The 24,373-nt window shown below is 68.6% G+C and carries 24 protein-coding genes; 14 read left to right on the top strand and 10 right to left on the bottom strand.

The annotated features are described in order from the left end of the window. Positions 1–78: 78 nt before the first annotated feature. Genes MF270_RS12050 through MF270_RS12035 form a run of 4 tightly spaced genes read right to left on the bottom strand, consistent with a single transcriptional unit; the run spans position 79 to position 4,140 of the window. Positions 79–2,010: a TRAP transporter large permease gene (locus MF270_RS12050; protein ID WP_238366138.1), complete on the bottom strand. Its 1,932-nt coding sequence runs from the start codon at positions 2,008–2,010 to the stop codon at positions 79–81. A gap of 22 nt (positions 2,011–2,032) precedes the next feature. Then, positions 2,033–2,806, bottom strand: coding sequence for a cyclase family protein (locus tag MF270_RS12045; protein WP_238366137.1), 774 nt, complete (start codon positions 2,804–2,806; stop codon positions 2,033–2,035). A 42-nt stretch (positions 2,807–2,848) separates the two neighbouring features. Then, a complete protein-coding gene (locus MF270_RS12040; RefSeq protein WP_238366136.1) occupies positions 2,849–3,214 on the bottom strand; it encodes a Rieske (2Fe-2S) protein in 366 nt (121 codons plus the stop codon). Beyond that, a complete protein-coding gene (locus tag MF270_RS12035; RefSeq protein ID WP_238366135.1) occupies positions 3,211–4,140 on the bottom strand; it encodes a VOC family protein in 930 nt (309 codons plus the stop codon). The genes MF270_RS12040 and MF270_RS12035 overlap by 4 nt, the downstream gene beginning before the upstream one ends. A 133-nt stretch (positions 4,141–4,273) precedes the next feature. Here MF270_RS12035 and MF270_RS12030 point away from each other — a divergent pair, with 133 nt between their 5' ends. From MF270_RS12030 to MF270_RS28180, 7 genes are all read left to right on the top strand, one after another. After that, entirely contained in the window at positions 4,274–5,206 is a 933-nt protein-coding gene (locus tag MF270_RS12030; protein WP_238366134.1) for a LysR family transcriptional regulator, read from the top strand. 96 nt (positions 5,207–5,302) lie between these two features. After that, a complete protein-coding gene (locus MF270_RS12025; protein ID WP_238366133.1) occupies positions 5,303–6,427 on the top strand; it encodes an FAD-dependent monooxygenase in 1,125 nt (374 codons plus the stop codon). A 30-nt stretch (positions 6,428–6,457) separates the two neighbouring features. Further along, the gene (locus tag MF270_RS12020) at positions 6,458–7,612 is read left to right on the top strand and encodes an alpha/beta hydrolase family protein (RefSeq protein WP_238366132.1); all 1,155 of its coding nucleotides are present in this window, start codon (positions 6,458–6,460) and stop codon (positions 7,610–7,612) included. Positions 7,613–7,628: 16 nt separating this feature from the next. Then, a complete protein-coding gene (locus tag MF270_RS12015; protein WP_238366131.1) occupies positions 7,629–8,240 on the top strand; it encodes a cupin domain-containing protein in 612 nt (203 codons plus the stop codon). Beyond that, positions 8,237–9,157: an NAD-dependent epimerase/dehydratase family protein gene (locus tag MF270_RS12010; RefSeq protein ID WP_238366130.1), complete on the top strand. Its 921-nt coding sequence runs from the start codon at positions 8,237–8,239 to the stop codon at positions 9,155–9,157. Before MF270_RS12015 ends, MF270_RS12010 begins: the two co-directional genes overlap by 4 nt. Then, a complete protein-coding gene (locus MF270_RS12005) occupies positions 9,154–10,116 on the top strand; it encodes a fumarylacetoacetate hydrolase family protein (RefSeq protein WP_238366129.1) in 963 nt (320 codons plus the stop codon). Before MF270_RS12010 ends, MF270_RS12005 begins: the two co-directional genes overlap by 4 nt. Before the next feature lie 113 nt (positions 10,117–10,229). After that, on the top strand, positions 10,230–14,084 hold the full coding sequence (locus MF270_RS28180) for a calcium-binding protein (RefSeq protein WP_336246010.1): 3,855 nt from the start codon (positions 10,230–10,232) through the stop codon (positions 14,082–14,084). 8 nt (positions 14,085–14,092) lie between these two features. On the opposite strand, the gene MF270_RS11990 is transcribed toward MF270_RS28180, so the two are convergent. Continuing rightward, positions 14,093–14,764 (bottom strand): NYN domain-containing protein, encoded by a 672-nt coding sequence (locus MF270_RS11990; protein WP_238366128.1) that lies wholly within the window; start codon positions 14,762–14,764, stop codon positions 14,093–14,095. Between the two features lie 120 nt (positions 14,765–14,884). Between MF270_RS11990 and MF270_RS11985 the strand changes: the two genes are divergently transcribed. After that, complete coding sequence (locus MF270_RS11985) at positions 14,885–15,241, top strand: YigZ family protein (RefSeq protein ID WP_238366127.1); 357 nt, start codon at positions 14,885–14,887, stop codon at positions 15,239–15,241. Here the strand turns inward: MF270_RS11985 and MF270_RS11980 are convergent. From MF270_RS11980 to MF270_RS11970, 3 genes are all read right to left on the bottom strand, one after another. Then, positions 15,238–15,906, bottom strand: a complete 669-nt coding sequence (locus tag MF270_RS11980) for a DUF4336 domain-containing protein (RefSeq protein WP_238366126.1) — start codon at positions 15,904–15,906, stop codon at positions 15,238–15,240. The genes MF270_RS11985 and MF270_RS11980 overlap by 4 nt on opposite strands. 50 nt (positions 15,907–15,956) lie before the next feature. Continuing rightward, positions 15,957–16,529 (bottom strand): hypothetical protein, encoded by a 573-nt coding sequence (locus MF270_RS11975; protein WP_238366125.1) that lies wholly within the window; start codon positions 16,527–16,529, stop codon positions 15,957–15,959. Positions 16,530–16,643: 114 nt separating this feature from the next. After that, complete coding sequence (locus tag MF270_RS11970; RefSeq protein WP_238366124.1) at positions 16,644–16,913, bottom strand: DksA/TraR family C4-type zinc finger protein; 270 nt, start codon at positions 16,911–16,913, stop codon at positions 16,644–16,646. A gap of 106 nt (positions 16,914–17,019) precedes the next feature. Here MF270_RS11970 and MF270_RS11965 point away from each other — a divergent pair, with 106 nt between their 5' ends. Both MF270_RS11965 and MF270_RS11960 read left to right on the top strand, forming a co-directional pair. Next, positions 17,020–18,195 carry a dipeptidase gene (locus MF270_RS11965; RefSeq protein ID WP_238366123.1) on the top strand — a complete coding sequence of 392 codons (1,176 nt, stop codon included), beginning with the start codon at positions 17,020–17,022 and terminating at the stop codon, positions 18,193–18,195. Positions 18,196–18,252: 57 nt separating this feature from the next. Further along, positions 18,253–18,783, top strand: a complete 531-nt coding sequence (locus MF270_RS11960; RefSeq protein WP_238366122.1) for a glutathione peroxidase — start codon at positions 18,253–18,255, stop codon at positions 18,781–18,783. Between the two features lie 385 nt (positions 18,784–19,168). Here the strand turns inward: MF270_RS11960 and MF270_RS11955 are convergent, their stop codons facing one another. Beyond that, positions 19,169–20,281, bottom strand: a complete 1,113-nt coding sequence (locus MF270_RS11955) for a Ppx/GppA phosphatase family protein (protein ID WP_238366121.1) — start codon at positions 20,279–20,281, stop codon at positions 19,169–19,171. Positions 20,282–20,344: 63 nt separating this feature from the next. After that, positions 20,345–20,998, bottom strand: coding sequence for a sulfotransferase family 2 domain-containing protein (locus MF270_RS11950; protein WP_238366120.1), 654 nt, complete (start codon positions 20,996–20,998; stop codon positions 20,345–20,347). Positions 20,999–21,236: 238 nt separating this feature from the next. Here MF270_RS11950 and MF270_RS11945 point away from each other — a divergent pair, with 238 nt between their 5' ends. The 4 genes from MF270_RS11945 to MF270_RS11930 are packed head-to-tail and all read left to right on the top strand — an operon-like array spanning position 21,237 to position 24,229. Next, entirely contained in the window at positions 21,237–21,536 is a 300-nt protein-coding gene (locus MF270_RS11945) for a virulence factor (RefSeq protein ID WP_238366119.1), read from the top strand. Between the two features lie 25 nt (positions 21,537–21,561). Further along, positions 21,562–22,494, top strand: coding sequence for a methylenetetrahydrofolate reductase (locus MF270_RS11940; RefSeq protein WP_238366118.1), 933 nt, complete (start codon positions 21,562–21,564; stop codon positions 22,492–22,494). Then, on the top strand, positions 22,494–23,159 hold the full coding sequence (locus MF270_RS11935; RefSeq protein ID WP_238366117.1) for an HAD family hydrolase: 666 nt from the start codon (positions 22,494–22,496) through the stop codon (positions 23,157–23,159). Before MF270_RS11940 ends, MF270_RS11935 begins: the two co-directional genes overlap by 1 nt. Beyond that, on the top strand, positions 23,156–24,229 hold the full coding sequence (locus MF270_RS11930) for a methyltetrahydrofolate cobalamin methyltransferase (RefSeq protein ID WP_238366116.1): 1,074 nt from the start codon (positions 23,156–23,158) through the stop codon (positions 24,227–24,229). The genes MF270_RS11935 and MF270_RS11930 overlap by 4 nt, the downstream gene beginning before the upstream one ends. The last annotated feature ends 144 nt before the right edge of the window (positions 24,230–24,373 follow it).

Genomic DNA, 24,373 nt, shown 5'->3' with positions numbered 1-24,373 from the left:
GTGACATCGCGCAGGCGGCTGCGGACGGCGCCCTAATGCGCCCGCTCATGACGCCACCGAGGCCGGCCGCTGGCCCGCCTAGTTCATGGTCGACGGCAGCCAGAGCGACAGCGCCGGAAAGGCCACCAGCAGCACGATCTTGACGATATCAGCGGCGACGAAGGGCATGACGCCCCGCATCACCGTGCCCAGCCGGACATCGGGGTCGATGTTGCGGATGATGAAGAGATTCATGCCGAAGGGCGGCGTGATCATCCCGATCTCGACCACCACCAGCATCAGCACGCCCCAGAACAGCATGTCGTAGCCCAGGTCTAGGATGATCGGCGTGACCACCGGTAGCGTGATGACCATGACGCCAAAGCTGTCCATCACCGCGCCAAGCGCCAGGTAGATGACGATCAGCACTACCAGCACGACCACGGGGCGCGCGTCGATATGGGCGATCCAGGCGCCCACCATGTCGGGCGCGCCGCCAAGGTTGACGAAGAAGGCGAACATCAGCCCGCCGAAGATCAGCGCGTAGATCATCGCGACCGTGCCCGTCGTTTCGGCAAAGACCTGCAGCAGGGTGGCGCGGGTCAGGCGGCCGCGCATCAGCGCAAGGGCAAAGGCCGCGACCGCGCCCACGGCCGCGCTTTCGGTGACGGAAAAGACTCCGCCATAGAGCCCGCCGATCACCACGGCGAACATCGCGACCACCGGGCCGGCGCGCAGGAAGGCCTGTGCGACCTCGGCCCGGCCCGCGCTGGTGGCGGCGGGTGCGGCATCCGGGTTGCGCGAGACGACGATGAACACGGTGGCAAAGTAAAGCAGGATGGCCAGCAGCGCCGGCAGCATGGCCGCGACGAAGAGCGCGCCGATGGATTCCTCGGTCAGCAGCGCGAAGAGGATGATGACCCCCGAGGGCGGCACCAGCGCGCCCAACGTGCCCCCGGCCGCGACCGTGGCCGTCGAAAGCGTGGGGGCATAGCCGAGTTTTTCCATTTCCGGCAGGGCCATGCGGCCGAAGGTGGCCGAGGTGACGATAGAATTGCCCGAAACCGCGCCGAAGCCCGCGCAGCCGGCGATCGTGGCATAGGCCAGCCCGCCCCGGAACCGGCCAAGCAGCGCATGGCCCAGGTGAAAGAGGTCTCCGGACACGCCCGCGACCACCGAGAACGCGCCCATGATCAGGAACAGCGGCAGGGTCGCCACCTGGTCGTTCAGCAGGAACGACGCGGAATCTCCGGCGAATGTGTTGACCGAGGCTTGCGGCCCGATCACGGCGAGCGATCCGACGATGCCGATCCCGGCCGTGACGGCGGCCAGCGGCAGCTGGGCAAAGACTCCGAGCCAGAGCAGGGCAAAACCGATCAGCACCACCGGCCCCGGCTGCATCATGGCGAAATTGGCGTAACCGGTCATGTCGGTGAGGATCCAGGCGGTGAGCGCGGCCAGCGCCGCCGCCAGCACCGTGACGACCACCAGCACCGCCGGATGTGAGCGCTTGCCGCCCGCAGGCACCCGCAACGCCGCGCGAATGTCGGCCAGCGTGTTGATCCCCTGCACCAGCGCGGCGGCGGCCATGGCCAGCGCGATCACCGTGTAGGCGGGCGACAACGGCAGGCGCAGCAGCGATGTCGCACGGCCCTGGGCGCCGTATCGCTGGGCCAGCCCCCAGATGCTGTAGGCCAGCAGCGCAAAGACCAGCCCCATGACCAGCGACGCCGCGACCGAAAGCCAGGCCGAGAGGCGCGGCCCGGTCAGCTGCGCCAGCAGGTCGATGCGCAGGTTGACCCGGTGCGCCGCCCCCGCCGGCATGGTCGCCGCCACCGCCATGGCGAAGGTCAGCGACATGATCTCGTTCAGCGCGTAGACCGCCGTGCCGAACAGCCACCGGCCCAGCACATCGGCCACGACCACGATGGCCCCGACAAGAATGCCCGTGATCGCGACCATCGAGATCGCGCCCGTCACCTTGCGCGCCGCCCGCTCTGTGCGGGTCAGCTCGGCCCCTGTTCCTCCCATGTCTCTCCCCCCTTCGCGCGCTTTACGTGTCCAGGATCGCGACCGGGCGGCACCATCCGGCCGAGCCGGCCCGGACCTTGACCGGCAGCGCGATCACCTCGAAGCCGGTGCCCGGCAACTGGTCGAGGTTGGCGAGCTTTTCCATGTGGCAATAGATCGTGTCGGCCCCGGCCTTGTGCCCTTCCCAGAAGATCGACCAATCCCCGGTCTCGCGCGCGCGGGCGGCCTGGCCCATCAGCGGCGGGTCCCAGCTCCAGGCGTCGGTGCCGCAGACGCGCATGCCGCGCTCCGTCAGCCAGAGCGTCGCCTCGCGGCCCATGCCGCAGCCGGTGCCGACGTAATCGGGTTCGCCGTAGCGGGCGCCGGCGGCGGTGTTGACCAGCACGATGTCGCCGGGGCGCAGCTCGTGCCCGATACGGGCCAGCTCGGCCTCGACCTCGGCCGCCCTGATCGTGTGGCCGTTGGGCCGGTCGCGGAAATCGAGCTTCACGCCGGGGCCAAAGCACCACTCCAGCGGCACCTCGTCGATGGTGATCGCGCGTTTGCCGCCGTCCATCGTCGGGTGGTAATGCCAGGGCGCGTCCATATGCGTGCCGTTATGCGTCGTGATCTCGCAGCGCTCGGCCGCCGCGCCCGCGCCGTCGCGCAGCGCGCCCTCGGGCAGGCCGAACATCTGCGTGAACTCGGCCGCGCCGCCGGCGTGGTCCATGTAGGTGATCCTGGGGCCAAGGCCCGGCGGGTCCGACGGGATGGTGTCGGTCAGCGTGACCGACAGGTCGATGATCTTGCGTGCCATGGGGCCTCCCCGCCCGTTAAGTCCATGAAATCCGGCGGCCGGTCAGGCGACGGCCTCGGCCGGCAGGTCCTCGGGTTGGCCAAGGACCACGCCGTTCTCGACGGTCACGTGAACGCGGTTCAGCGCATCGCCGATGCAGGGGCCAGAGGTGCAGATGCCGTCCTCGGGCCGGAACAGCGCGCCGTGCGCGGCGCACATCAGATGCGTGCCCTCGCCGTTCATGAAGGCATCCCGCCGCCAGCCCAGCCGCACCCGGTCCTGGTGCGGGCAAAGGTTTCGCCAGGCATGCACCACCTCGCCCCGCCGCACCGCCACCACCGTCGCGCGGCCGCGGGCGTCTGGGCAGAGCCCCACCGCCCCGCCATCCGCGATCTCGTCCAGCCGGCAAAGCGCCCGGGGCGCCGTCATGCCTTGCCCTTGGGCGGCCCGCCGGGGGCCCATTTCTCGACGTTCTCGAAGAGGAACATCTGCGAATTCTCAGGCGACATCGGCGCCTCGCGCTCGGTCCAGTCGCCGTCATGCTTGTCCATGTCGGCGTCGTATTCGATGTTCACGCCCATCGGCGACGAAAAGTACCAGAACCAGTTCGACCCGAACTTGTGACGGCCCGGCCCCCAGAAGCTCTGGTAGCCCATCTTGACCATGCGCGAGCCGGCCAGCATCAGCTCGGTCGGGCCCTTCATGTGGAACGCCAGGTGCTCGATCCCCTGCATGTAGGGCGGGGTCTGGATCATGAAGAGCACGTGGTGATCGTCGTTCGCCTGGGGCCGCAGGAAGGGCCCGGTGTTGGTGAACTTGTCGGTGATCACGAACTTCAGCCGCTCGATGTAGAACTTGGCCATCACCTCCCAGTCGGGGACGAAATAGACGATGTGGCTCAGCGTGCGCGGCCTGGCGGGGGCGTCCTCGTCCGCGCCGATCTCGTTCGCGGCGCGGCCGGGGGCGGCGCCGGGCGAGTTGATGCGCTCGGGCGGCAAATTCAGCTCTGTACGGCGGGTGATGCGGAAGGCGATCTCGAACCCGGCGTCGTCCTGGCAGGTCAGCGTGCCGTCGGCAGCCTTGTTCACGGTCCGGTCTTTCGACAACTCGGCCTCGATCTCGTCCAGGGTTGCCTGGTCCTCGACGCCCCAGATGGTCTGGCGCAGATTGTTGTTGGTCGGCAGCGGCGGCGGCAGGTCCGGGTCGTCCTTGGCCCGCACCGTCACCGCAGTGCCGTCAAGCGCAAGAAAGCGGCCGGTGCCGTCATCCTCAAGGCCGTAATCGCGCAGAAATGCCTTGCTGTCCTCGAGGGTATCCACCCCGAACACCATCTCGTCCGGGCCAATGATCCGCATGGCGCCTTCCTCCTCGCTCTTTGTTCGGCGACATTAGGAAAGGGGCAGGCATTTAGAAAATTGTAAATCTGGATGGCATCCATTCAAGCAGTCGATATATGAAAGGACGGTATCACTGCGGGAGCCTGCCACCATGCGCTTCAAGAAACTCGACCTGAACCTGCTGGTCGCGCTGGACCACATGCTCGAGATGCGCTCGGTCACCGCGGCGGCGGACCGGATGTTCATGAGCCAGTCGGCCATGTCCAACGCGCTGACCCGGCTGCGCACCTATTTCGACGATCCGCTGCTGGTGCAGGTCGGCCGGCGGATGGAGCTGACGCCCCGCGCCGAGTCGCTGCGTCCGGCGATCCGCGACATCCTGGTGCGGACCGAGGCGGCGATCGACACCCAGCCCCGGTTCGACCCGCGGGCCTCGGACCGGGTGTTCAACATCCTGCTCTCGGACTACACGCTGCGGGTGCTGATGCCGCATGTCTTCGCGCTGGCCGCCGAGCAGCAGGCCGATGTCGGGTTCAACCTGCGCGCCCAGACCATGACCCCCCACCTGCAGCTCGACCAGGGGGCGGTGGACCTGCTGATCGTCCCGAACGATTTCACCTCGGCCGACCACCCGTCAGCCCCGCTGTACCAGGATCGCTACGTCGCCTGCGCCTGGCGCGACGGAAAATATGGCGCCGCGCCGCTCAGCAAGGCGGCCTACGAAGAGGCGGGCCACATTGCCATGGTGCCGCCGAACGACGCGCATTCGGTCGATGGGCGGCGGCTGACCGATGCCGGGCTGATCCGGCGGATCGAGGTGACGTCGTTTTCGTTTTCGACCCTGCCGCATCTGATCGCGGGCACCGACCGGCTGGCCACGGTGCACGGATTGGTCGCCCATGCCATTCGCGACCGCCCGGACCTGGTGTTTCACCCGATGCCGGGCGACATGCCCCCGCTGCAACAGATGATGCAGTGGCACACCTACCGCGAGAACGATCCGGGTATCCAATGGCTGCGCGCGCTATTCACCGACGCGGCATCACGGTTGCCGGATCTGTCCGATCTGTCGGATGCGGAGTGATCCATTGATTGGATGGATGCAAGCGATTGCACCTTTCAATTTTTGATATGCCAGAACCCTGCCTAAAGTGCGCGCACAAGAGGGAGGGTTTCGATCATGCAAATCTCACGTGCACTGGTCATCGGTGGCGGTATCGGCGGGCTTACGGCGGGAATCGCGCTGCGCCGCAAGGGCATTCCGGTGGATATCATCGAGCGCGACCCCGACTGGTCGGTCTACGGCGTCGGCATCATCCAGCAGATGAACGTCATTCGTGCCATGGACCAGATCGGCGTGCTCGAGGCGTACCTCTCCAAGGCCTACGGCTTTGACAAGACGACGCTTTTCGCAGGACCACAGGGCATGAAAGTGGCCGAGTTCGACGCCCCGCGCCTCGCCGGCCCCGCCTACCCCGCCAATGCCGGCATCCGCCGTACGGACCTGCAGAAGGTGCTGGCCGACAAGGCGGCCGAGGTCGGCGCAAAGGTGCGGCTGGGCGTGACGGTGACCGCGCTGGACGATGACGGCAGCGGCGTTTACGTAACCTTCTCGGACGGCTCGACTGGCCGCTACGACGTGGTAATCGGGGCCGATGGCGTCTTTTCGACCACCCGTGACATGATCCTGCCCGACGCGCCGACCCCGCGCTACACCGGTCAATGGGTCTGGCGCTACAACCTCGCGCGGCCCGAGGGGCTGGATGGCATCCAGGTCTTTGCCGGCCCCTGCAATGCCGGCCTTGTGCCGATGAACGACACGCTGATCTACATGTTCGTCCTCAGCCAGGAGCCAGAGGGTTTCAAGCTGGCCACCGAAGGCGCCGCCGCCGCGATGCGCGAGCGCGCCGCCCGCATGGCCCCGCCGCAGATCGCCGCGTTGCTGGACCAGATCACAGATGACGCGGGCGTCGTGGCCCGCCCGCTCGAGGTCGTGTTCCTTGACGGCGATTGGCACAGGGGCCGCGTGGTGTTGCTGGGCGATGCCGTCCACGCCGCGACCCCGCACCTGGCCCAAGGCGCCGGCATGGCGATCGAAGACGCGCTGGTGCTGGCCGAGGAACTTGTGCAGGCCGAGACGCCCGAGGCCGCCTTTGCCGCCTACCGCGCCCGCCGCATGCCGCGCGTGCGCCACGTGGCCGAAACCTCGATCCTGATCGGCGATGCCCAGATGGGCAAGGTCGAACCGGTCGACGTGGGCGCGCTGAACGGCAAGACCATGGCCATGATGGCCGAACCGATCTGAACTTGAAGAAAGACGCGCAAACAAATGGCAATGTTCGACTATTTCCCGAATTACGTCTGGAACCTCTCGGTCTCGATCGCGATGGCCAGCGGCGCCGAGCTGGGCGAGATCATGGACATGTGCCAGCCTCTGCTGGAAAAGGCGAAAGACGGTGAAGACGCCGGCACCGCCGATTTCCTGCGGGAATGGCTGCGCGTCGCCAACAAGCTGGTCGAACTCGCCGCCGAGGACGAGGCCAGGGGCCGGCTCCTGTCGGCGGGGCCCAAGCTGCAACGCGCCGCGCTCTATTACCTGACCGCCGAGCGGATGCAGGGCCATGGCCATCCCGGCCGGATGGAGACCTATGACAAGGCGCTCGCCGCCTTTGCCAAGGGCACCGGCTACACCCACGACAATATCGAGCGGGTCGAGATCCCCTACGAAGGCCAGATGCTGCCCGGCTACTATACGCGGGCGGAGGGTGTGGACGGCCCCGCCCCGGCGGTGCTGTACCTCAACGGTCTCGATAGCTGCAAGGAACTGCTTTTCTGGTCATGGCTGCCCCATGCGCTGGCCAGGCGGGGCATCTCGACGCTCTGCCTCGACCAGCCCGGCACGGGCGAGTCGCTGCGCAAGCGGGACATGCCGGCCATTGCCGAAAGCGAACGCTGGGGCACGCCGGTCTACGACTGGCTGGCGGCGCGCGACGACGTGGACGCGGACCGCGTGGGCGTCACCGGCATCTCGCTGGGCGGCTACTACGCCCCCCGGGTCTGCGCGAACGAGCCGCGCTTTGCCTCGGGCGCGGTCTGGGGTGCCAACCACAACTGGGCCGAGGTGCAGCAGCGCCGGCTAAGCCGCGAGGGCGAGAACCCAGTCCCACACTACTGGGACCACGTGCAATGGGTCTTTGGCGCCAGGGACCATGACGATTTCTTCGAAAAGGCTGCGGGGATGCACCTGAACGGCCAGATGGAGAAGATCCGCGTGCCCTTCCTCGTCACCCACGGCGCGAACGACCGGCAGATTTCGCTCGACTATGCACATCAAAGCTATGACCAACTGGTTAATTCGCCCCGGCGCGAGCTCAAGATCTTTACCGATCGCGAGGGCGGGGTGGAACATGTGGGCGCGGACAACATGAGCTTTGGCCGCAGCTACATCGCCGACTGGTTCGCCGAGACGCTCGGCGGCCGGCTGGCCTGACCCGGAAAGGAAGCCTATGCCCAAGGAGATCCGCCGCGTCGTCACCGGCCATGAACCGAGTGGCATGGCCGTGGTCCTGTCGGACGGCGCCCTGCCCCACGTGACCCGCCCTCCCGGCCAGCCCGGTTTGGCGTTCCACGAGATCTGGAACACCGCGCAGATGCCCATGCCGCTGGGCTTTGCCGAGGATGAGCCGACCGACCGGCACCGCGACACCGCCCCGCCCAAGGGCGGCACCGTGATCCGCATCGTCGACATCCCGCCCGAAGGCCAGGATGGCCCCGGTTTCGACCGGGATCAGGCCGGCGATCTCTTTGCCGCCGTGGGCTTGCAGGGGAACGAGGATCACACGATCCCCGGCCGCCATCCGCTGATGCACCGCACGGAAAGCGTCGATTACGGCGTGGTGCTGTCGGGCCAGATCGTGCTGCTGCTTGACGAAGACGAGGTGCTCCTCGCCCCCGGCGACGTGGTGATCCAGCGCGGCACGATTCACGCCTGGGCCAACCGGTCGGACGAGATCTGCCGGATGCTCTTCGTGCTGACCGACGCCCGGTTCGACCCCGAACTGGAGGCGGCGCAGGCGGCCCATGACGCAGCGCTGAAGGCCGGCGCGGCGCCCGAATGAGGCTACTGATCACCGGCGCCGGCGGCTTTCTGGGTGCCGAGATCACCCGGCAGGCGCAAGCTGATGCGCGCATCACCGCGCTGCGGTTGGTCGATAGCGCGCCCCTGCCCGGCAGTCCGGGAGCCGAGTGCCTTGTCGGCGACCTGCGCGACGAAACCCTGCGCACCCGTATGCTGGACGGGGCCGACGTGGTGATCCACCTCGCCGCGATGCTCGGCGGCGCGGCCGAGGCGAACCCCGTGGCCGCCCGCGAGATCAATGTCGACGTGCCCATGGCGATGATCGAGGCGCTGCGCGGCGGGCCCACGCGCCTTGTCTTCGCCTCGTCCATCGCCGTGCTGGGCCCGGACCTGCCCGACCCGGTGACCGATGCCGCGCCCGTAGCCCCGGTCATGCTGTACGGGGCGCACAAGGCGATGATCGAAACCGCTCTGGGTTGCGAGGCCCGCAACGGTCGGCTGGATGCCGTGTCGCTCCGCCCCTCGGGGATCGTGGCGCGGGACGGGCTGGATGGCGCGTTGAAATCGGCCTTCCTGTCGCGGCTCTTCTGGGCCGTGGCACGGGGGCAGGATATCACCCTGCCGGTCGCGCCCGGGGGGCGGACCTGGCTTGCCTCGGTCCGCAATGTCGCGGCGAATTTCCTTGCCGCCGCCTTGCATCCCGGCCCGCTGCCGGCCGATCCCGTGACCCTGCCCGCCCTCGCCCCGACCTTCGGCGCGCTGGCCGAGGCGTTGCGCCGGCACGTCCCCGGCAGCGCGTCCCGTGTCACCTTCGCGCCAGAGCCCGAGGCGATGCGCCTGTTCGGCCAGTTCCCCGGCCTCGAGACCGCGCGCGCCGCGGCGCTGGGACTGAAAGCCGACACCGACCTTGCCGCGCTGATCACGGGCGCGCTTTCATCAGACCCGGAGGAAACATGAGACTGGCCACCCTGCCCGACGGCAGCCCCGACGGGCGCCTGCATATCGTCAGCCGCGACAATGCCCGCTGCGCCCCGGCCGAGGCGGCGCAGACCCTGCAGGCGCTGTTGGACGACTGGGACAGCCTCGCGCCTGCGCTCGCGGCGCAAAGCGCCGTGCTGAACGCGGGCGGCGGCGCGCCCTTCGACCCCAGCGCCGCTCTGGCGCCGCTGCCACGCGCCTGGCAATGGCTGGACGGGTCGGCCTATGAAAGCCATGGCGCGTTGATGCAGAAGGTCTTCGGCCTGGACTCGACGCCCAAGGACCGGCCGCTGATGTACCAGGGGATCTCGGACCGCTTCATCGCGCCGACCGCCGATGTGCCGCTGCCCTCCGAAGACGACGGGATCGATTTCGAGGGCGAGTTCGGCGTGATCGTCGACGCGGTGCCCATGGGCAGCGATGCCGCCCGCGCGGGCGCGCACATCCGGCTGGTGGTGCAGATCAACGACTGGTCCCTGCGCAGCCTCGCGCCGGTCGAGATGAAGACCGGGTTCGGCTGGATCCAGGCCAAGCCCGCCTGCTCCATGGCGCCGGTCGCCCTGACCCCGGACGAGCTGGGGCCGGCCTGGCGCGACGCACGCGTGGACCTGCCGCTGGTGGTCGAGCTGAACGGCGCGCGCTTCGGCGCGGCCGAGGGCTACCCGATGGCCTTTGGCTTTGACGCGCTGCTGGCCCATGCCGCGCGGACCCGGCAGCTGGTGGCGGGCACGATCCTCGGCTCGGGCACCGTGTCGAACGAGACCTTCCGCGAGATCGGGTCCTCCTGCATCGCCGAGCGGCGCGGGATCGAGCTGCTCGACCAAGGCGAGCCGGCGACGCCCTACATGTCCTTCGGCAACCGGGTGCGCATGGAATGCCGCGCGCGCGACGGCGCGCCGCTGTTCGGCGCGATCGACCAACAGGTGGTCGCGGGCTGAGGGCCCCGGTCCCGCGCCCGGCCCGGGGCGCGGCGCCATGCAACTTGCGCGTTGTATTTCCCGCCCCCGCTGGGTACCCCGGACCGGGGACCAGGGTATGACAGGGGGCAGGCGTGCCGATTTACAGCTACAACGGATGGATGGTCGCGGCCGGCGGCTCTGCGGTGCCGACCACCGCCGCGCAGGTCAGCTTCTCGGTTGCCGCGGGCACCGAGATCGCGGCCACGCCGCTGTTTCCGCTAGAACCCGGCTACCTGACCGCCCTGTCCCTGCCGACCGACGGCTTCGGCCTGCGCGAGCTGTTCCTGACCTCGTCACGGCTTGACGCGCCGCTTTACCTCGGGCCGGATCCGATGAACCTCTACTTCATCGACCTGCTCGACCTGCGCAGCGGGCAGGTCTTCGACGCCCTGTTGGTCATCACCGCCGACCACGGCCGGTTCGTGCTGGACCTCGCGGCCGAGAACGGCATCAGCGCCGGGCTGGCCGAGCGCGTCGTGACCGGCACCGACATCGCCATGGCCGATGCCGAGGACTACACCTTTGGCAGCACGCTGGCGCTGGACGTGGGCGCCAGCTACGCCGCTCCGCTGGTGCAGACGCGCACGACCCCCGGCACCCTGACCGGCGGCTGGCAGGACGACAGCCTGACCGGATCCTCGGGCAACGACACCCTGCTCGGCGGACGCGGCTACGACCTGCTTGTCGGATCGGGCGGCAACGACAGCCTCTCGGGCGGAGACGGGCTGGACACGCTGCGCGGCGGCCAGGGCAACGACATCCTCGACGGGCGCGGCGGCGACGCCTGGTCGCAACGCCTGGGCGATGTGCTGATGCCGGGCTTCGGCCGCGACACGATCATCGGCCATGACGGCTGGCTCGAGGACGGCTGGGGCGGGCGGCTGGATTACTACGGTGTCGCCGGCATAGGCGGGCTGACCATCACCGTGGACGACATGGGCGGCGGCACCGCCCGGTCGGCCGGCGGAGAGATCGACGACAGCTTTACCCACCTGACGGGGTTCGGCGGGTCGGACGGCAACGACCTGATCCTCGGCGGCAGCCACGACAGCTTTGCCGAGCTGCTGGTGGGCCATGCGGGCAACGACACGCTGGACGGGCGCGGTGGTCACAGCGCCGTCGATTACCGCACGGAATCGATCCAGTCGGGGCGCACGAGCGGCGTCCGCGTCGACATGGCCTCTGGCATCGCCACGGACCTTTTTGGCGACCGCGACACGCTGCGGAACATCGACGAGGTGAACGGCTCCTTCGGCGACGACACGCTGAGCGCGGCGGGCTTTTCCGGCGCCATGCTGTTCGACGGGCTCCTGGGCGACGACGCGATCCAGGGCGGCCAGGGCCACGACACGCTGCGCGGCCAGGAAGGCGCCGACACGATCTACGGCGGCCAGGGCGACGATGTCCTGGTCGGAGACGAGGGCGACGACCTGCTCGACGGCAACCTCGGCGACGACTGGCTCTATGGCGGGGTCGGAGACGATACGATCATGCTGTCGGACGGGCAGGACACGGTCCTTGTCAGCGAGGGGGACGATCGGCTGATCGTCCGCAGCGGCAGCAGCCCCGACGCGGTCCTGCTGATGGACGGCGCAACGGGCCGAAGCACGCTCGAGGTCTGGGAGGGCTACGAGGGCAACCTGGTCCTGGCCCCCCGCGACGCCGGGGTTTCGATGCGCTACGGCACGGCCGGGGGGTCTTCGAACATCGTCGCCCGCGGCTCGCGCTCCGACGAGGTGACCGGCAGGCTGGAGCTGTCATTCCTCGGCTCCGCGTCCGGCAGCAACCTCGTCGTGACGCTCAACGGCTCCGACGGATCGGACTTCTATTCGCTGAGCCATCTCGGCCGGGCGCACGAAGTGATCCTGCGCCCAGGGGCGGGCGACGACGTTCTCGATGTCGAAGCGGGGGTGACCTGGCGCGACGACGGCGCCCAGGCACGCCTCGATTACGACACCGGCACGGCGACGCGCGGGCTGTTCTTCGACGCCGTTCAGCGGGTGATCCGGGACCCGTTCGGCGGAACCGACGACATATGGGAACCGTCATTCGACTGGCTCGCGATCGCCGGCATCTTCAGCTCTGTCCAAGGCCATTCCGATCATGCCGACACGTTGTCGGGCAGCATGGGCGCAGATGCCTTTGTCATCGGCGGGGGTAATGACAGCATCTGGGGCCGCGCGGGTAAGGACCTGGTCACGGGCGACAGCGACCTTGTCGCGGGCATGATCATGTCGCTGGAAACCGGCACCGTGACAGGCAGCCGCGACGGGGTCGCCTTTTCCGTGCAGATCGCCGGGATCGAGGCGCTTGGCGGCGCGGCCGGCGACGATACGCTGAGCGGCGATGAGGGCGAGAACACGCTGCTGGGCGCGGCCGGGGCCGACTGGCTGCTGGGCGGGGATGGCCGTGACAGCCTTGACGGCGGCGCAGGCGACGACACGCTCGAGGCCGGACGCGGCGCCGACACCATCGCGACGGGCAGCGGCCACGATCTGGTGCGGGCCGGTGGCGGCGATGACCTGATCCTTGTCGGCCCGGGTGTGCACGAGATCCACGCCGGCGATGGCCAGGACACGCTCGAGATCGACGCGGGAGCCCTGCTGCCCGGCCCGGGCGCCCCCCGGGACCTGCACATCGACCTCGAGGCCGGCACCTGGGCGCTGCGCTCCGCCGGGGACGACACCGGCCCGGCCATCGCGGCCGACGTGGTCGAGGCGCTGGAACATGTGACGATGCGCGGCGGCGGGCTGGCGCTCGTGGTCACGGGTTCTGCGATCGGCAACATCCTGACGGGCGGCGACGGCGACGACCGCATCCTGGGCGGGCTGGGCGCCGACACCCTGAACGGCGGCGATGGCGACAACCTGCTCGAAGGCGGGGCCGGTCACGACAGCCTCACCAGCGGCACCGGCAACAGCCTGCTGGACGGTGGCGACGGGAACGACAGCCTGTTTGGCGGCGACGGCGCGGACACGCTGCTGGGTGGGGCCGGCGATGACAGTGCGGATGGGGGCACCGGGGCGGACAGCCTGCTTGGCGGCGCCGGGAACGACAGCCTGTACGGCGACTACCAGGCCGACACGCTGCGCGGTCATGACGGCGACGACAGGCTGAGCGGCGGCGCAGGCTTTGACAGGGTGTTCGGCGGGGCGGGCAACGATTCCATCACCGATTACCTCGGAAATGACACGCTTTGGGGCGGCGCGGGCCATGACACGATCAGGGATAACGACGGCATCAACGTCATTCATGCCGGCGCCGGAAACGACGAGGTGGATACCGGCAACGGCTCGAGCGAGGTGGATCTTGGCGCGGGCGACGACTGGTTTCATGTCAGCTTTTCGGGGCGATGGGACGTCGAAGAGGGCTATGTCGTCTGGGGCCGCGATGGGAACGACACCATCTACGCCGATGACCTCGACGATCTTCTGTATGGCGGAAACGGCCGGGACGAATTCAGGGGCTGGGACGGCAACGACACGATCTACGGTGGGCAACAGGGCGATTACATCTCCGCCGGAGACGGGGACGACGATGTCTTCGGCGGGCTCGGAAACGACACGGTCTGGCTGGGCTACGGCGACGACACCTGGCACGACACCGACCAGGTCGACTACGGTGCCGACACGGTCGATGGACACCATGGCGACGACACGATCCACTGGGCCGGCGGCGACGACCTGCTGACCGGCGGCTGGCATGCCGACAGCTTCGTGCTGGCCAACGGCACCGGGCACGTCACGATCACCGATTTCGACCTGGCTGAGGATCGCCTGGTGATCGACGCCGCGCTCTGGGGCGGGTCGCTGGACGCCGCGCGGCTGGCAGAGCTGTCGGACCTGTCATCGGGCCACCTTGTGCTGGCCTTCCGCCCCGGCGCCAGCCTGGCGCTCGAGGGCGTGACCGGCACCGGGGGCCTGCTTGCCAGTCTCGAGCTGGGCTGACCCGCGCCTCACGCCCCGGCGAAACCCGCCGGGATGCAGCGCACCTTGGCCTCGGGCCCGCGCGGGTCGAGGTCGTATAGCTCGGGCCGCGCCTGCAGGTAGTGGCGCCAGGTGCCCTCGGGCCGCGTGCTGATCCGCGTGCCATGGGTCCTGTGCATCTGCGGCGCCAGGTCGGCCAGGCGCATGCCCTGGCGCCCCTGCCCGTGCCTCGCGATCATCGCGCGGATCGACAGGTCGAACGCGGTATAACCCGCGCCCTTGCACACCCGGCCCTGCACCTCGCCCACCAGCAGCTCGAACCGCGTGCAGGCGGCGCGGAACTCGGGCGGGGTCCTGGCCTCGCCCAGCCCCGTCACGCGGGCGCCGCGCTCGCGCAGGCGCTGCGCCACGTGGGTGAAATCCCGGTCAGAGGTCGCGATCACGAACTCGGCGATGCCCGCGGCCAGCGCCAGCTCGATCGCGTCGAGGGCCAGCAACATGTCGGCCGCGTTCTTCGAGGACCCGGCCAGCATCAACCGGACCCCCGGCACCTCGATCCAGTCCGGCGCGCGGCAGATGTTCGCATAGACCCGGGCCACGTCGACCCGGCCCAGCCGCGTCGCCGTGGCAAGCAGCTGCGCGGCATGGAACGGAGGGACATTGTCGCCATCGACAAGAAGCGCCACGGGCTGCTCTGCCATCGCTCGATCCAATTCAATTCAAACTGGCGGCACCGTCGCACACGCATAGGGCGACATGATGGCGGAACGCGCACCATTCCTGTCCCTTGCCCCCGGCGCGCAGGCTGCTAGACCGACTGTATGCTGGTGCTCGAGAACATCCTGACCGACCGTGGGTCGAAATACGCCGTCTCGGGCGGGCCGTGCCGGTCGGAGGAGGAGGCGAAGGCGTTCCTGGCCGAGCTCAGGCGGCGCAAGAAATTCGCCAAGGCGACGCACAACACCTGGGCGCTGCTGACGGCGGAGGCGCCGATCAAGAACGACGACGGCGAAAGCGGCGCGGGCAACGTGATCCTGCGGATGCTCGAACGCGACGGGATCACCGACCACATCATCGTCGTGACGCGCTGGTACGGCGGCAAGCACCTGGGCGGGGACCGCTTTCGCCACGTGCAGACGGCGGTGCGCGCCTATATCGAGGCGGCTGGGCTGCCCTAGAGCCAGCGAAAGGCGCGGCGCAGGAAGGCGGGCGCATCGCCGGTGACCGGCGTGCCATGGGCCATGACAACCGCCTCGACCGGCCAGTCCAACACTTCGGCCAGCGCCGCCCGCGCCGGGCCGCGCCGCATCGCCAGCCGGAACTTGCGCGGCACCTGCGATTCGTCCCCGGTCATCAGGTCCAGCCGCGCGACCCACGCCCGCCAGCCCGACAGCGCCGCGCGCGGAACCTGTTGCAGCAGGTCGCAGACCAGCAGCGTGCCGCTGGCGCGATGAAACAGCCAGAACTCGTCAGCGATGGCATTGGGCAGGCAGACCATGTTGATCTCTCCCGGCCATGAGCCGGGCGAGGCGAGGCTCTCAATCCCCGCCAGGTCCGGCAGCTTGCGCCGCAGCCCCTCGGGGCCATGGACCTGCGCCTGCGGAAAGGCGCGCTGCCAATCGGCCAGGGCCAGGTTATGCGAGGCCGAGGGCGTGACGAGATGCGCCACCGGCCCCAGCGCGGCCAGGCGCTCGGCCAGCACCGCGTCGAACCGGATCGGAGACCACAGCACCAGCCCGCCCCCGGCCCGCCGGATCACCGCCATCCGCGTGGCATAGGGAAAGCCCGCGACCCGCACCTCGGGGCCGTCGATGATCCAGATACCGGGGCCGAATGGCTGCATGGCTGCCTCCTGCCGGCCAAGGCTAGCAGGCGGCGCGCGCGGCGGCCAGGTCAGTTCGCGGCGCGCTCCATCATCATCTCGTGGACGGCGGCCATGCCCCGGTCGACCATGCGCGTGACCTCGCCCGAATGCACATGCAACGCCTCGACCACCTCCGGGTCGTCCGAGGTCTGCACCACCACGATCCCCGTCTCGGTCAGGTCGATGTCGGTCTTGATGCGATCACCGCGGGCAAAGAAGATGTCCAGCGTCGGGCTCTGGATCATGATCTGCGGATCGCGCCCCTCTTCGACCCGGCCGATCATGCCCGCCACGTGCGAGATCAGCGCCTCGCGCACCTGCGGATGGTCCGAGCTGGTGACGGTGCGGATGCCATTCGGCAGCAGCTCGACCTCGCGGGTGATGCGGTCGAAATGCTGGAACATGACGGCCAGCTCGGCGCTCTCCTCGGGCGTGGCATCGAGGCCCCGCAGGCCGGGCATGTTGATCTCGTCATGGCCAGTGCCGTCGGCGCCGTGGCCATGCATCATGCCGCCGCCATGGCCGCCCATCTGCGCCATGGCGCCAGCGCCGGTCATGACCAACGCGGCGAGCGCGAACACGGCCAGGGATTTCGAAGTCATGTCTTGCTCTCCCGCAACGAAAACCCGACGAGACGTCAGGCGTCACGCGATCATATGCCAAACCGGGCATGTATGGAAAGACGCCACGCTGCCGCAGTCACGGATACGCGAGGCTCACTTGAGCTGGCTGTCCTTGGACCCGCGCCGGTTGATCCCGCCGCGCTGCTGCACCCTGCCCGCGCGTTCGCTGGCACAGTCGATGCAGATCTTGACCCCGGGGATCGCCTGTCGCCGCGCCTCGGGGATCTCTTCGTCGCATTCGGCGCAATGGGCCAGGCTCTCGCCCTTGGGTTGTGACCGCGCCCGCATCCGCGCAAGCTCGTCCTTGATCGAATCCTCGATCTGGTCCTGTACCGCGCCGTCGCGCGCCCAACCTCCGGCCATGGGGCACCTCCTGATACCGCCAATGTAGTACAGCCGAAACGCCACGTCATCCTTGGGCGCGATGCGGCCCGCCCCTACCCTGCGGCAAATCTTCGAAAGGGAGCCCATGCGCCTGATCTTCCGCCTCTTCGTCTTCCTGCTGGTTCTGGCCGTGATCGGCCTGGTCGGGCTGGTCACCTTCGGCCCGGCCTACGTGGAAAAGTCCCGCAACAGGGTGGCGGCGCATGATCCCTACCCGGTCAGCGACGCGGCCCGGGCGCTGCACGAAAGCCTCGTGGTCGGCGACTGGCACGCCGATCCGCTGCTGTGGAACCGCGACCTGGCCGAGCGGAGCGATTACGGCCAGGTCGACATCCCCCGGCTGATCGAGGGCGGCGTGGCGCTGCAGGTCTTCACCGCCGTGACCAAGTCTCCGGCGGGCCAGAACTACGACAGCAACTCGGCCGAGGCCTTTGACACGATCACCGCGCTGGCGGTGGCGCAGCTTTGGCCCCCGCGCACCTGGGGCTCGCTCAAGGAACGCGCGATCTACCAGGCGGATAAACTGCACCGCTTCGCCGCCCGCTCGGACGGGCAGCTGCGGGTGATCCGCACCGCGGCCGAGCTGGACGCGCTGCTGGCCGCCCGGGCCGAGGGGCAAGCGATCGTCGGCGGCATCCTGGGGATCGAGGGCGGCCATCCCCTCGAGGGGGACCTTGCCAACCTCGACGACCTGCTGGCGGCCGGGCACCGGGTCTTTGGCCTGCAACACTTCTTCGACAACGACCTCGGCGGGTCGCTGCACGGGGTCGGGAACCACGGGCTGACCGACTTCGGGCGCGAGGTGGTGGCGGCGCTGGCCGATCTGCCGGTCATCATCGACCTCGCGCATTCCAGCCCCGCCGTGGCGCGCGACGTGCTGGCCATGACCGATGTGCCGCTGGTGGTCAGCCATACCGGGGTGCATGGCCATTGCCCGGTCAAACGCAACTTCCCTGACACGTTGATGCAGCAGATCGCGGCGACCGGCGGCGTGATCGGCCTGGGCTACTGGGCCGAGGTCGCCTGCGACGACATCACCCCCGCCGGTATCGCCCGCATGGCTGTGGCGGCGATCGCGGTGGTGGGCGAGGATCACGTCTCGCTCGGCTCCGATTTCGACGGCTCGGTCGAGACGGCCTTCGACACCTCCGAACTGCCCGCGCTGACCCATGCGCTGCTCGCGGCCGGGCTGACCGAGGCCCAGGTGGCCAAGATCATGGGCGGAAACATGCTGCGCGTGCTGCGCGCGCGGCTGGGGTGATTTGACGCGACCCGGCAACCGTCTAACTGCGGATCACGCAAGCGAGAGGAGCCCCCGATGCGCGCCACTATGATCCTTGTCACCGGCCTCGCGGTCCTCGTCGCCAATCTCGTGATGGCCGCCGGTCCCTACCGGTTCGAGAACATCGACGGCGGCGAACACGACCTCTCGGACTGGGCCGGGCGCCCGGTGCTTGTGGTCAACACCGCCTCGCGCTGTGGCTTCACCCCGCAATACGAGGGGCTGCAGGGTCTTTACGACCGCTACCGGGATCGCGGGCTGGTCGTGCTGGCCGTGCCCTCGAACGATTTCCGGCAGGAGTTGGCGACCGAGGCCGAGGTCAAGGATTTCTGCGAGCTGACCTTCGGGCTCGACCTGCCGATGACCACGATCACCCATGTGCGCGGCGATGCGGCCCATGCGTTCTACGCCGACCTCAAGCAAAGCTCGGGGTGGGAGCCGAACTGGAACTTCAACAAGGTGCTGATCGGTGCCGACGGCCAAGTCAAGGCCACCTGGGGCGCCACCGCGCGCCCGCTGTCGGGCACCATCACCGACGCGATCGAAGCGGAACTGCCGACCAACTGACCGGCGCGCCCAGCCCCGAGGCCGGAGTGAGGGGCCAGCCCCTCACACTCCCCGGCATATTTATGGAAAGATGAAGGGGATCAGGGTGCCCTATTCCGCCCTGCCACGCACGCCTTCTTTGGGCCCCAAATACCTCGGGGAGCCCGAGCGGCCGGCCCCTCGGTCCGCCGGTCACGTCACATCCCGACGGCCGGCAGAGTCCACCAATCCCCTTCATCGTTTTGAAAATACCTCGGGGAGCGCGAGGGGCTGGCCCCTCGCTCCAGTCCTACCGACCTGCGCTGGACCCCGACACGAATAGCGACCCCATCCATAGGCCCCGGCGGGCGCGGCGCAGCCGCGCCCGCCCCCGGTCGGATCGCGCAGCGATTCGAAACCAAGGCGATCAGAAGGGTCCGTCTTCCAGCACCCCGTCAGCGGACATCTGGGAATAGAGCAACCCCTCGCGCAGGCCCCGGTCGGCGACGCTGAGCCGGTCGGTGGGCCAGCAGCGCAAGAGCGCCTGCAGGATGGCCGAGCCGCTCATGATCAGCGCCTGCCGGTCCTGCCCGATACGCGGATCGCGTCGGCGGCCTTCGGGGCCCAGTTGCAGGTACCCCCGGATCACCTTGTCGATCTGGTCCGAGGTCATGCGCAGCCCGTCCACCTTGGTCCGGTCGTAGCGCCTGAGCCCGAGGTGCGAGGCCGCCACGGTCGTCACCGTCCCCGAGGTGCCGACAATCTGGAACCCCTCGCGCGCCTGTTCGTCCTTGTAGGGGGCGAACTCGGCCAGGTTCTCTTCGAAATACCAGGACATCAGCGCGTAGCGCGCCGCGTCATCCGTCACGTCGCGGAACTGGTCGCGCAGGGTCGCGACCCCCAGCGGCACGGAAATCCAGTCGACCACCTTGGCGGCCGGAAAGATGCTGTCCTGCGTGTGAAAGCCCGCGTGCAGCCGCATGATCGCGCGCGGCCGCTCGAGCCGCGGCACGCGGCTGAGGTCGATCCACACCAGCTCGGTCGAGCCGCCGCCGATGTCCACGACCAGCAGCTGCTCGGTCTTGGTCGAGACCAGCGGCGCGCAGGAGATGACCGCCAGCCGCGCCTCCTCCTCGGGCTGGATGATCTCCAGCCCCAGCCCCGTCTCGCGCTTGACCTGGCGGATGAATTCACGCGCGTTCTTGGCGCGCCGGCATGCCTCGGTCGCGACCAGCCGCATCCGGCTGACCTTGTGCCGCTTCAGCTTCTGCTGGCAGATCCGCAGGGCCTGGATGGTCCGCGTCATCGACGACCGCGACAACCGGTCCGTGCGTTCGAGACCGAGCCCAAGCTGGACCGATTTCGAGAAGCTGTCCACCACGTGAAACTGGCTGCCCTTGGGTTGGGCAATCAGCATGCGGCAACTGTTCGTACCCAGATCCAGCGCGGCATAAAGCTCGGACGGATCCGGTGTGGTCGGTGCGGGGCCCTCAACCGGTTTCGGGAAAGCGCCCGCACGACCGGGACGCTTTGGCGCCATGTTCGTCGCGCCTTTCATATCAAGTTGAATATGAGGATAGGAGCCCGCGGCCCCCCGCGCAAGTCACCTCAGCGGATTGGTGTAATATTCCGACAGGTATTCGTATTCCTGGTCGAGAAACGGCCGAAGGCTGTCGCGCGTCGCCCCGCTCAGCTCGTCCCAGGTCACCTTGCGCTCCGACGCGTTCGCGCGCGGGATCGTCACCGTCTGGCCGGTGATCAGCGACAGGTCGGCGCCCAGTTGCCCCAGTTCCTTGGTGCGGTACACCCGCGTGTAGCGCAGCGGCTTGGGACCCAGGAACAGCCAGGCGCCTATGGCATGGTGCTTGATGACCGAGGACGCCTCGATATAGTCGCGCAGGTGGCCAAAGAAGTAATCCGGGTCGGGTTTCGTCGGCAGCCCCAGGGCGCGGACACGAGGCGAATTCTTGAGCTCGTCGAACCGGTCCACCCGGTTGGAATAGACCGACAGCAGCCGGTCGATCGGGTCGCGCACGACGCAGAACCGGAACCATCCGCGCTGCTCGTACTGCTCCCACCGGTGCGGGCGAAAGCGCGCCGTGGGATAGAGTGCGTGCCAGGTGCCGTGCCCCTGCGCCTCGGGCGGCGGCAGCGCGGCGTCGGGGTCGATCCGGGCCAGCGCCTCCTTGACCGAAGAACACCCGGCCTTGGGCAGCGCCATGTAGGCCAGCCGGTATGCTTCGACCGCGATTGCCATGCCGGGAACGTTCGACCTCCTGCGGGTTTCGGGCTTCTATAAGCCGCGTCCGGGCCAAGGCCAAGACACCGGCGGCTTCATGATCTTTCTGAAGCGATTTCACGGCCGCCCCCATGGCCCCGGCCCGCGCCAGCGGCTAAAAGGCCAAGGGTCGCACTTGGCGCGCCGCATGTCGAAAAACGACCCCGCCGCGCGTTCGGCACCCGTTATGTGGGCAATGGACCCGGAGGAATCACGCATGACCCAAGTCACCATCGTCTACTGGCGCGACATTCCCGCCCAGGTGATCGTGGGCAAGGGCCGGCGTGGCACCAAGCGACCCCTGCCCGAGCGGTTCGAGCAGGCGATCGACCGGGCCGCGATGAAGGTGGGCGCCTCGGATACCGACGCCTACCTGGCCGAATGGCGGAAAGCGCCGCCGGTCGAGGTCGAGGGCGACGACGATGTCGCCGTGGCCGAGGCCGAGGTTGCCCGGATCGACGCGGAATACACGCAAGATCGCCTGAAGGCTCTCATCGCCAACGACGGCCGGGACTGACCCGATGGCCTTGTGGGAGCGCATGATGGCCCTATTCAACTTCAAACGCCGCGAGGCCGAGGGCGCGACAGGCGCCGCCACCCCTGCCCAGGTCGAGGCCTTCCTGCAGGGCTATTCGATCGAGGTGATGCCGCGCACGGCCGCCAAGATCGACAGTTTCCGCGACCTGCTGCCCGAAGGCACCCGCGTCTACATCGCCCATATCGACGGCACGCCGATCGAGGACATGGTCGCCACGGCCAAGCGCCTGAACGCCGAAGGCTACCCGGTGATGCCGCATTTCCCCGCGCGGATCATCAAGGACGAAGCCACGCTGGGCGACTGGGTCGCCCGCTACCAGGGCGAGGCGGACGTGAAACAGGCGCTGCTTCTGGCGGGCGGCCTGGACAAGCCCGTGGGCGATTTCCACAGCTCGATGCAGATGCTCGAAACCGGCCTCTTCGACAAGGCCGGCTTCACCCGCCTGCATGTCGCCGGCCACCCCGAGGGCAACAAGGACATCGACCCGGATGGGTCGACCGCCAACGTGATGGAGGCGCTGCGCTGGAAGCAGGCCTTCACCGAGCGCACCGATGCGCAGATGGCGCTGGCCACGCAGTTCGCCTTTGACGCCAAGCCGATCATCGCCTGGGTCGACGGCTTGCGCACGGCGGGGATCGCGCTGCCGGTGCATATCGGCATCGCCGGCCCGGCCAAGCTGCAGACCCTGATCAAGTTCGCCATCGCCTGCGGCGTCGGCCCCTCGCTCAAGGTCCTGCAAAAGCGGGCCATGGACGTGACCAAGCTGATGCTGCCCTACGAGCCGACCGAGGTGATTTCGGACCTGGCCGCCCACAAGGCCGCCAACCCCGATTTCGGCATCGAGGCGGTGCATTTCTTCCCGCTGGGCGGCATCAAGTCCAACGCCAGCTGGGCGGCGGAAAACGGCGGCGCCTCGGGCCGCCCGGCCAACGGCTGATGGCAGGCGCGGCGCTTCTTTTCGACCTGGACGGGACGATGCTCAACACCGACCCGATCCACATGGCGGTCTTTGCCGACATTATGGCGCCGCGCGGCCTCGACATCACCGAAGACTTCTACATGGCCCATGTGCATGGCCGGCTGAACGTGGATTTCTTTGCCGAGTTCCTCCCGGGTGAGCCAGACCCGCAGGGGCTGAGCGAGGCAAAGGAGGCCGAGTTCCGCCGTCGCCTGCCCCGCCCCTACCCGTCCATGTCGGGCGTGTCGGCGCTGATCGACCGGTCCGAGGCGGAAGGCTGGTCCCGCGCCATCGTCACCAACGCCATGCGGCTGAACGCCGAGGCGATGCTCGAGGCGATCGGCGAACGGCACCGCTTCGACACGCTGGTGATCGGCGAGGAATGCGCGCGGGCCAAGCCGCATCCCGACCCATATCTTGCGGCCATGCAGGCGCTCGGTGTCGCGCCGGACCGCGCCATCGCCTTCGAGGACAGCCCCTCGGGCCTGCGCGCCGCCGCCGCCTCGGGCGCCTTTACCGTCGGCATCCGCTCGTCGCTGGACGATGCCGCGCTGAAAGCGGCCGGCGCCGCGCTCACCATCCAAGATTTCACCGACCCTGCACTCATCCCGGTGCTGGACCGCCTGACAGGAGAGACCCCATGACCCGCACCGTTGTCGAGTCCAAGACCAAGACCGCCATCATCGGTTTCGACCAGCCGTTCTGCGTGATCGGCGAGCGCATCAACCCCACGGGCCGCAAGAAGCTGGCCGCCGAGCTCGAGATGGACGATTTCTCGACCGTGGAGGCCGATGCCATCGCCCAGGTCGCCGCCGGGGCCACGATCCTCGACATCAACTCGGGCGCCGTGTTCTCGAACAAGATGGCCGAGGACCCGCGCTACGCCGACAACAACTTTGTCGAGCCGATGCTGATGAAGGCGCTGGTCGAGCGCGTGCAGGCCATCGTGGACGTGCCGCTTTGCATCGACAGCTCGGTGCCCGGCGCGCTGGAAAACGGCCTGGCCGCCGCCGAAGGGCGCCCGCTGCTGAACTCGGTCACGGGCGAGGAAGAGCGGCTGGAGCTGGTCCTGCCGCTGGTCAAGAAATACAACGTGCCGGTGGTGGCTATCTCGAACGACGACACCGGCATTTCCGAAGACCCCGACGTGCGCTTTGCCGTGGCCAAGAAGATCGTCGAGCGGGCCGCCGATTTCGGCATCCCGGCCCATGACATCGTCGTCGACCCGCTGGTCATGCCCATCGGCGCCATGGCGACCGCGGGCAACCAGGTCTTCGCCCTCGTGCGCCGGCTGCGCGACGAGCTGGGCGTGAACACCACCTGCGGCGCGTCCAACATCAGCTTCGGCCTGCCGAACCGCCACGGGATCAACAACGCCTTCCTGCCGATGGCCATGGCGGCCGGCATGACCTCGGCCATCATGAACCCGGTGGCGCTGCCCATCGGCCCCAAGAAGATCGCCGAGAAGAAGGCCGAGATCGAGGCCGCCGGCATCATCCTGCCAGAGGACATGGACGACGAGACCTTCGTCAAGCTCTTCGGCATGGGTTCGACCAAGTCCGGCCCCGGCAAGGAGATGGAAGCGATCCGCGCCGCCAACCTCTTGACCAACAACGACCCGAACGGCGGCGCCTGGATCAAGTTCAACTCGGCCAACGCCGGTGACGGCGGCGCGGCCGGCGGCCGCCGCGGTGGGCGGCGTCGCCGGGCCTGATCGCGGCGCGAAAAGAGAGGCCGCGCCTGATCGCGGCACATAAGGAAAACGGCCGGGCAAATGCCCGGCCGTCCGTCACTTAGGCTCCCCACGCTGGACCGCGCAGCTCGGCAGTCCGACCTCCGGCAACAGGCCGCCACACGG

The organism is Mesobacterium pallidum, assembly GCF_019966535.1.
Taxonomy (GTDB): domain Bacteria; phylum Pseudomonadota; class Alphaproteobacteria; order Rhodobacterales; family Rhodobacteraceae; genus Mesobacterium; species Mesobacterium pallidum.
Note: the sequence above shows the minus strand (reverse complement) of the source record. Positions and strands in the feature narration are given on the sequence as shown.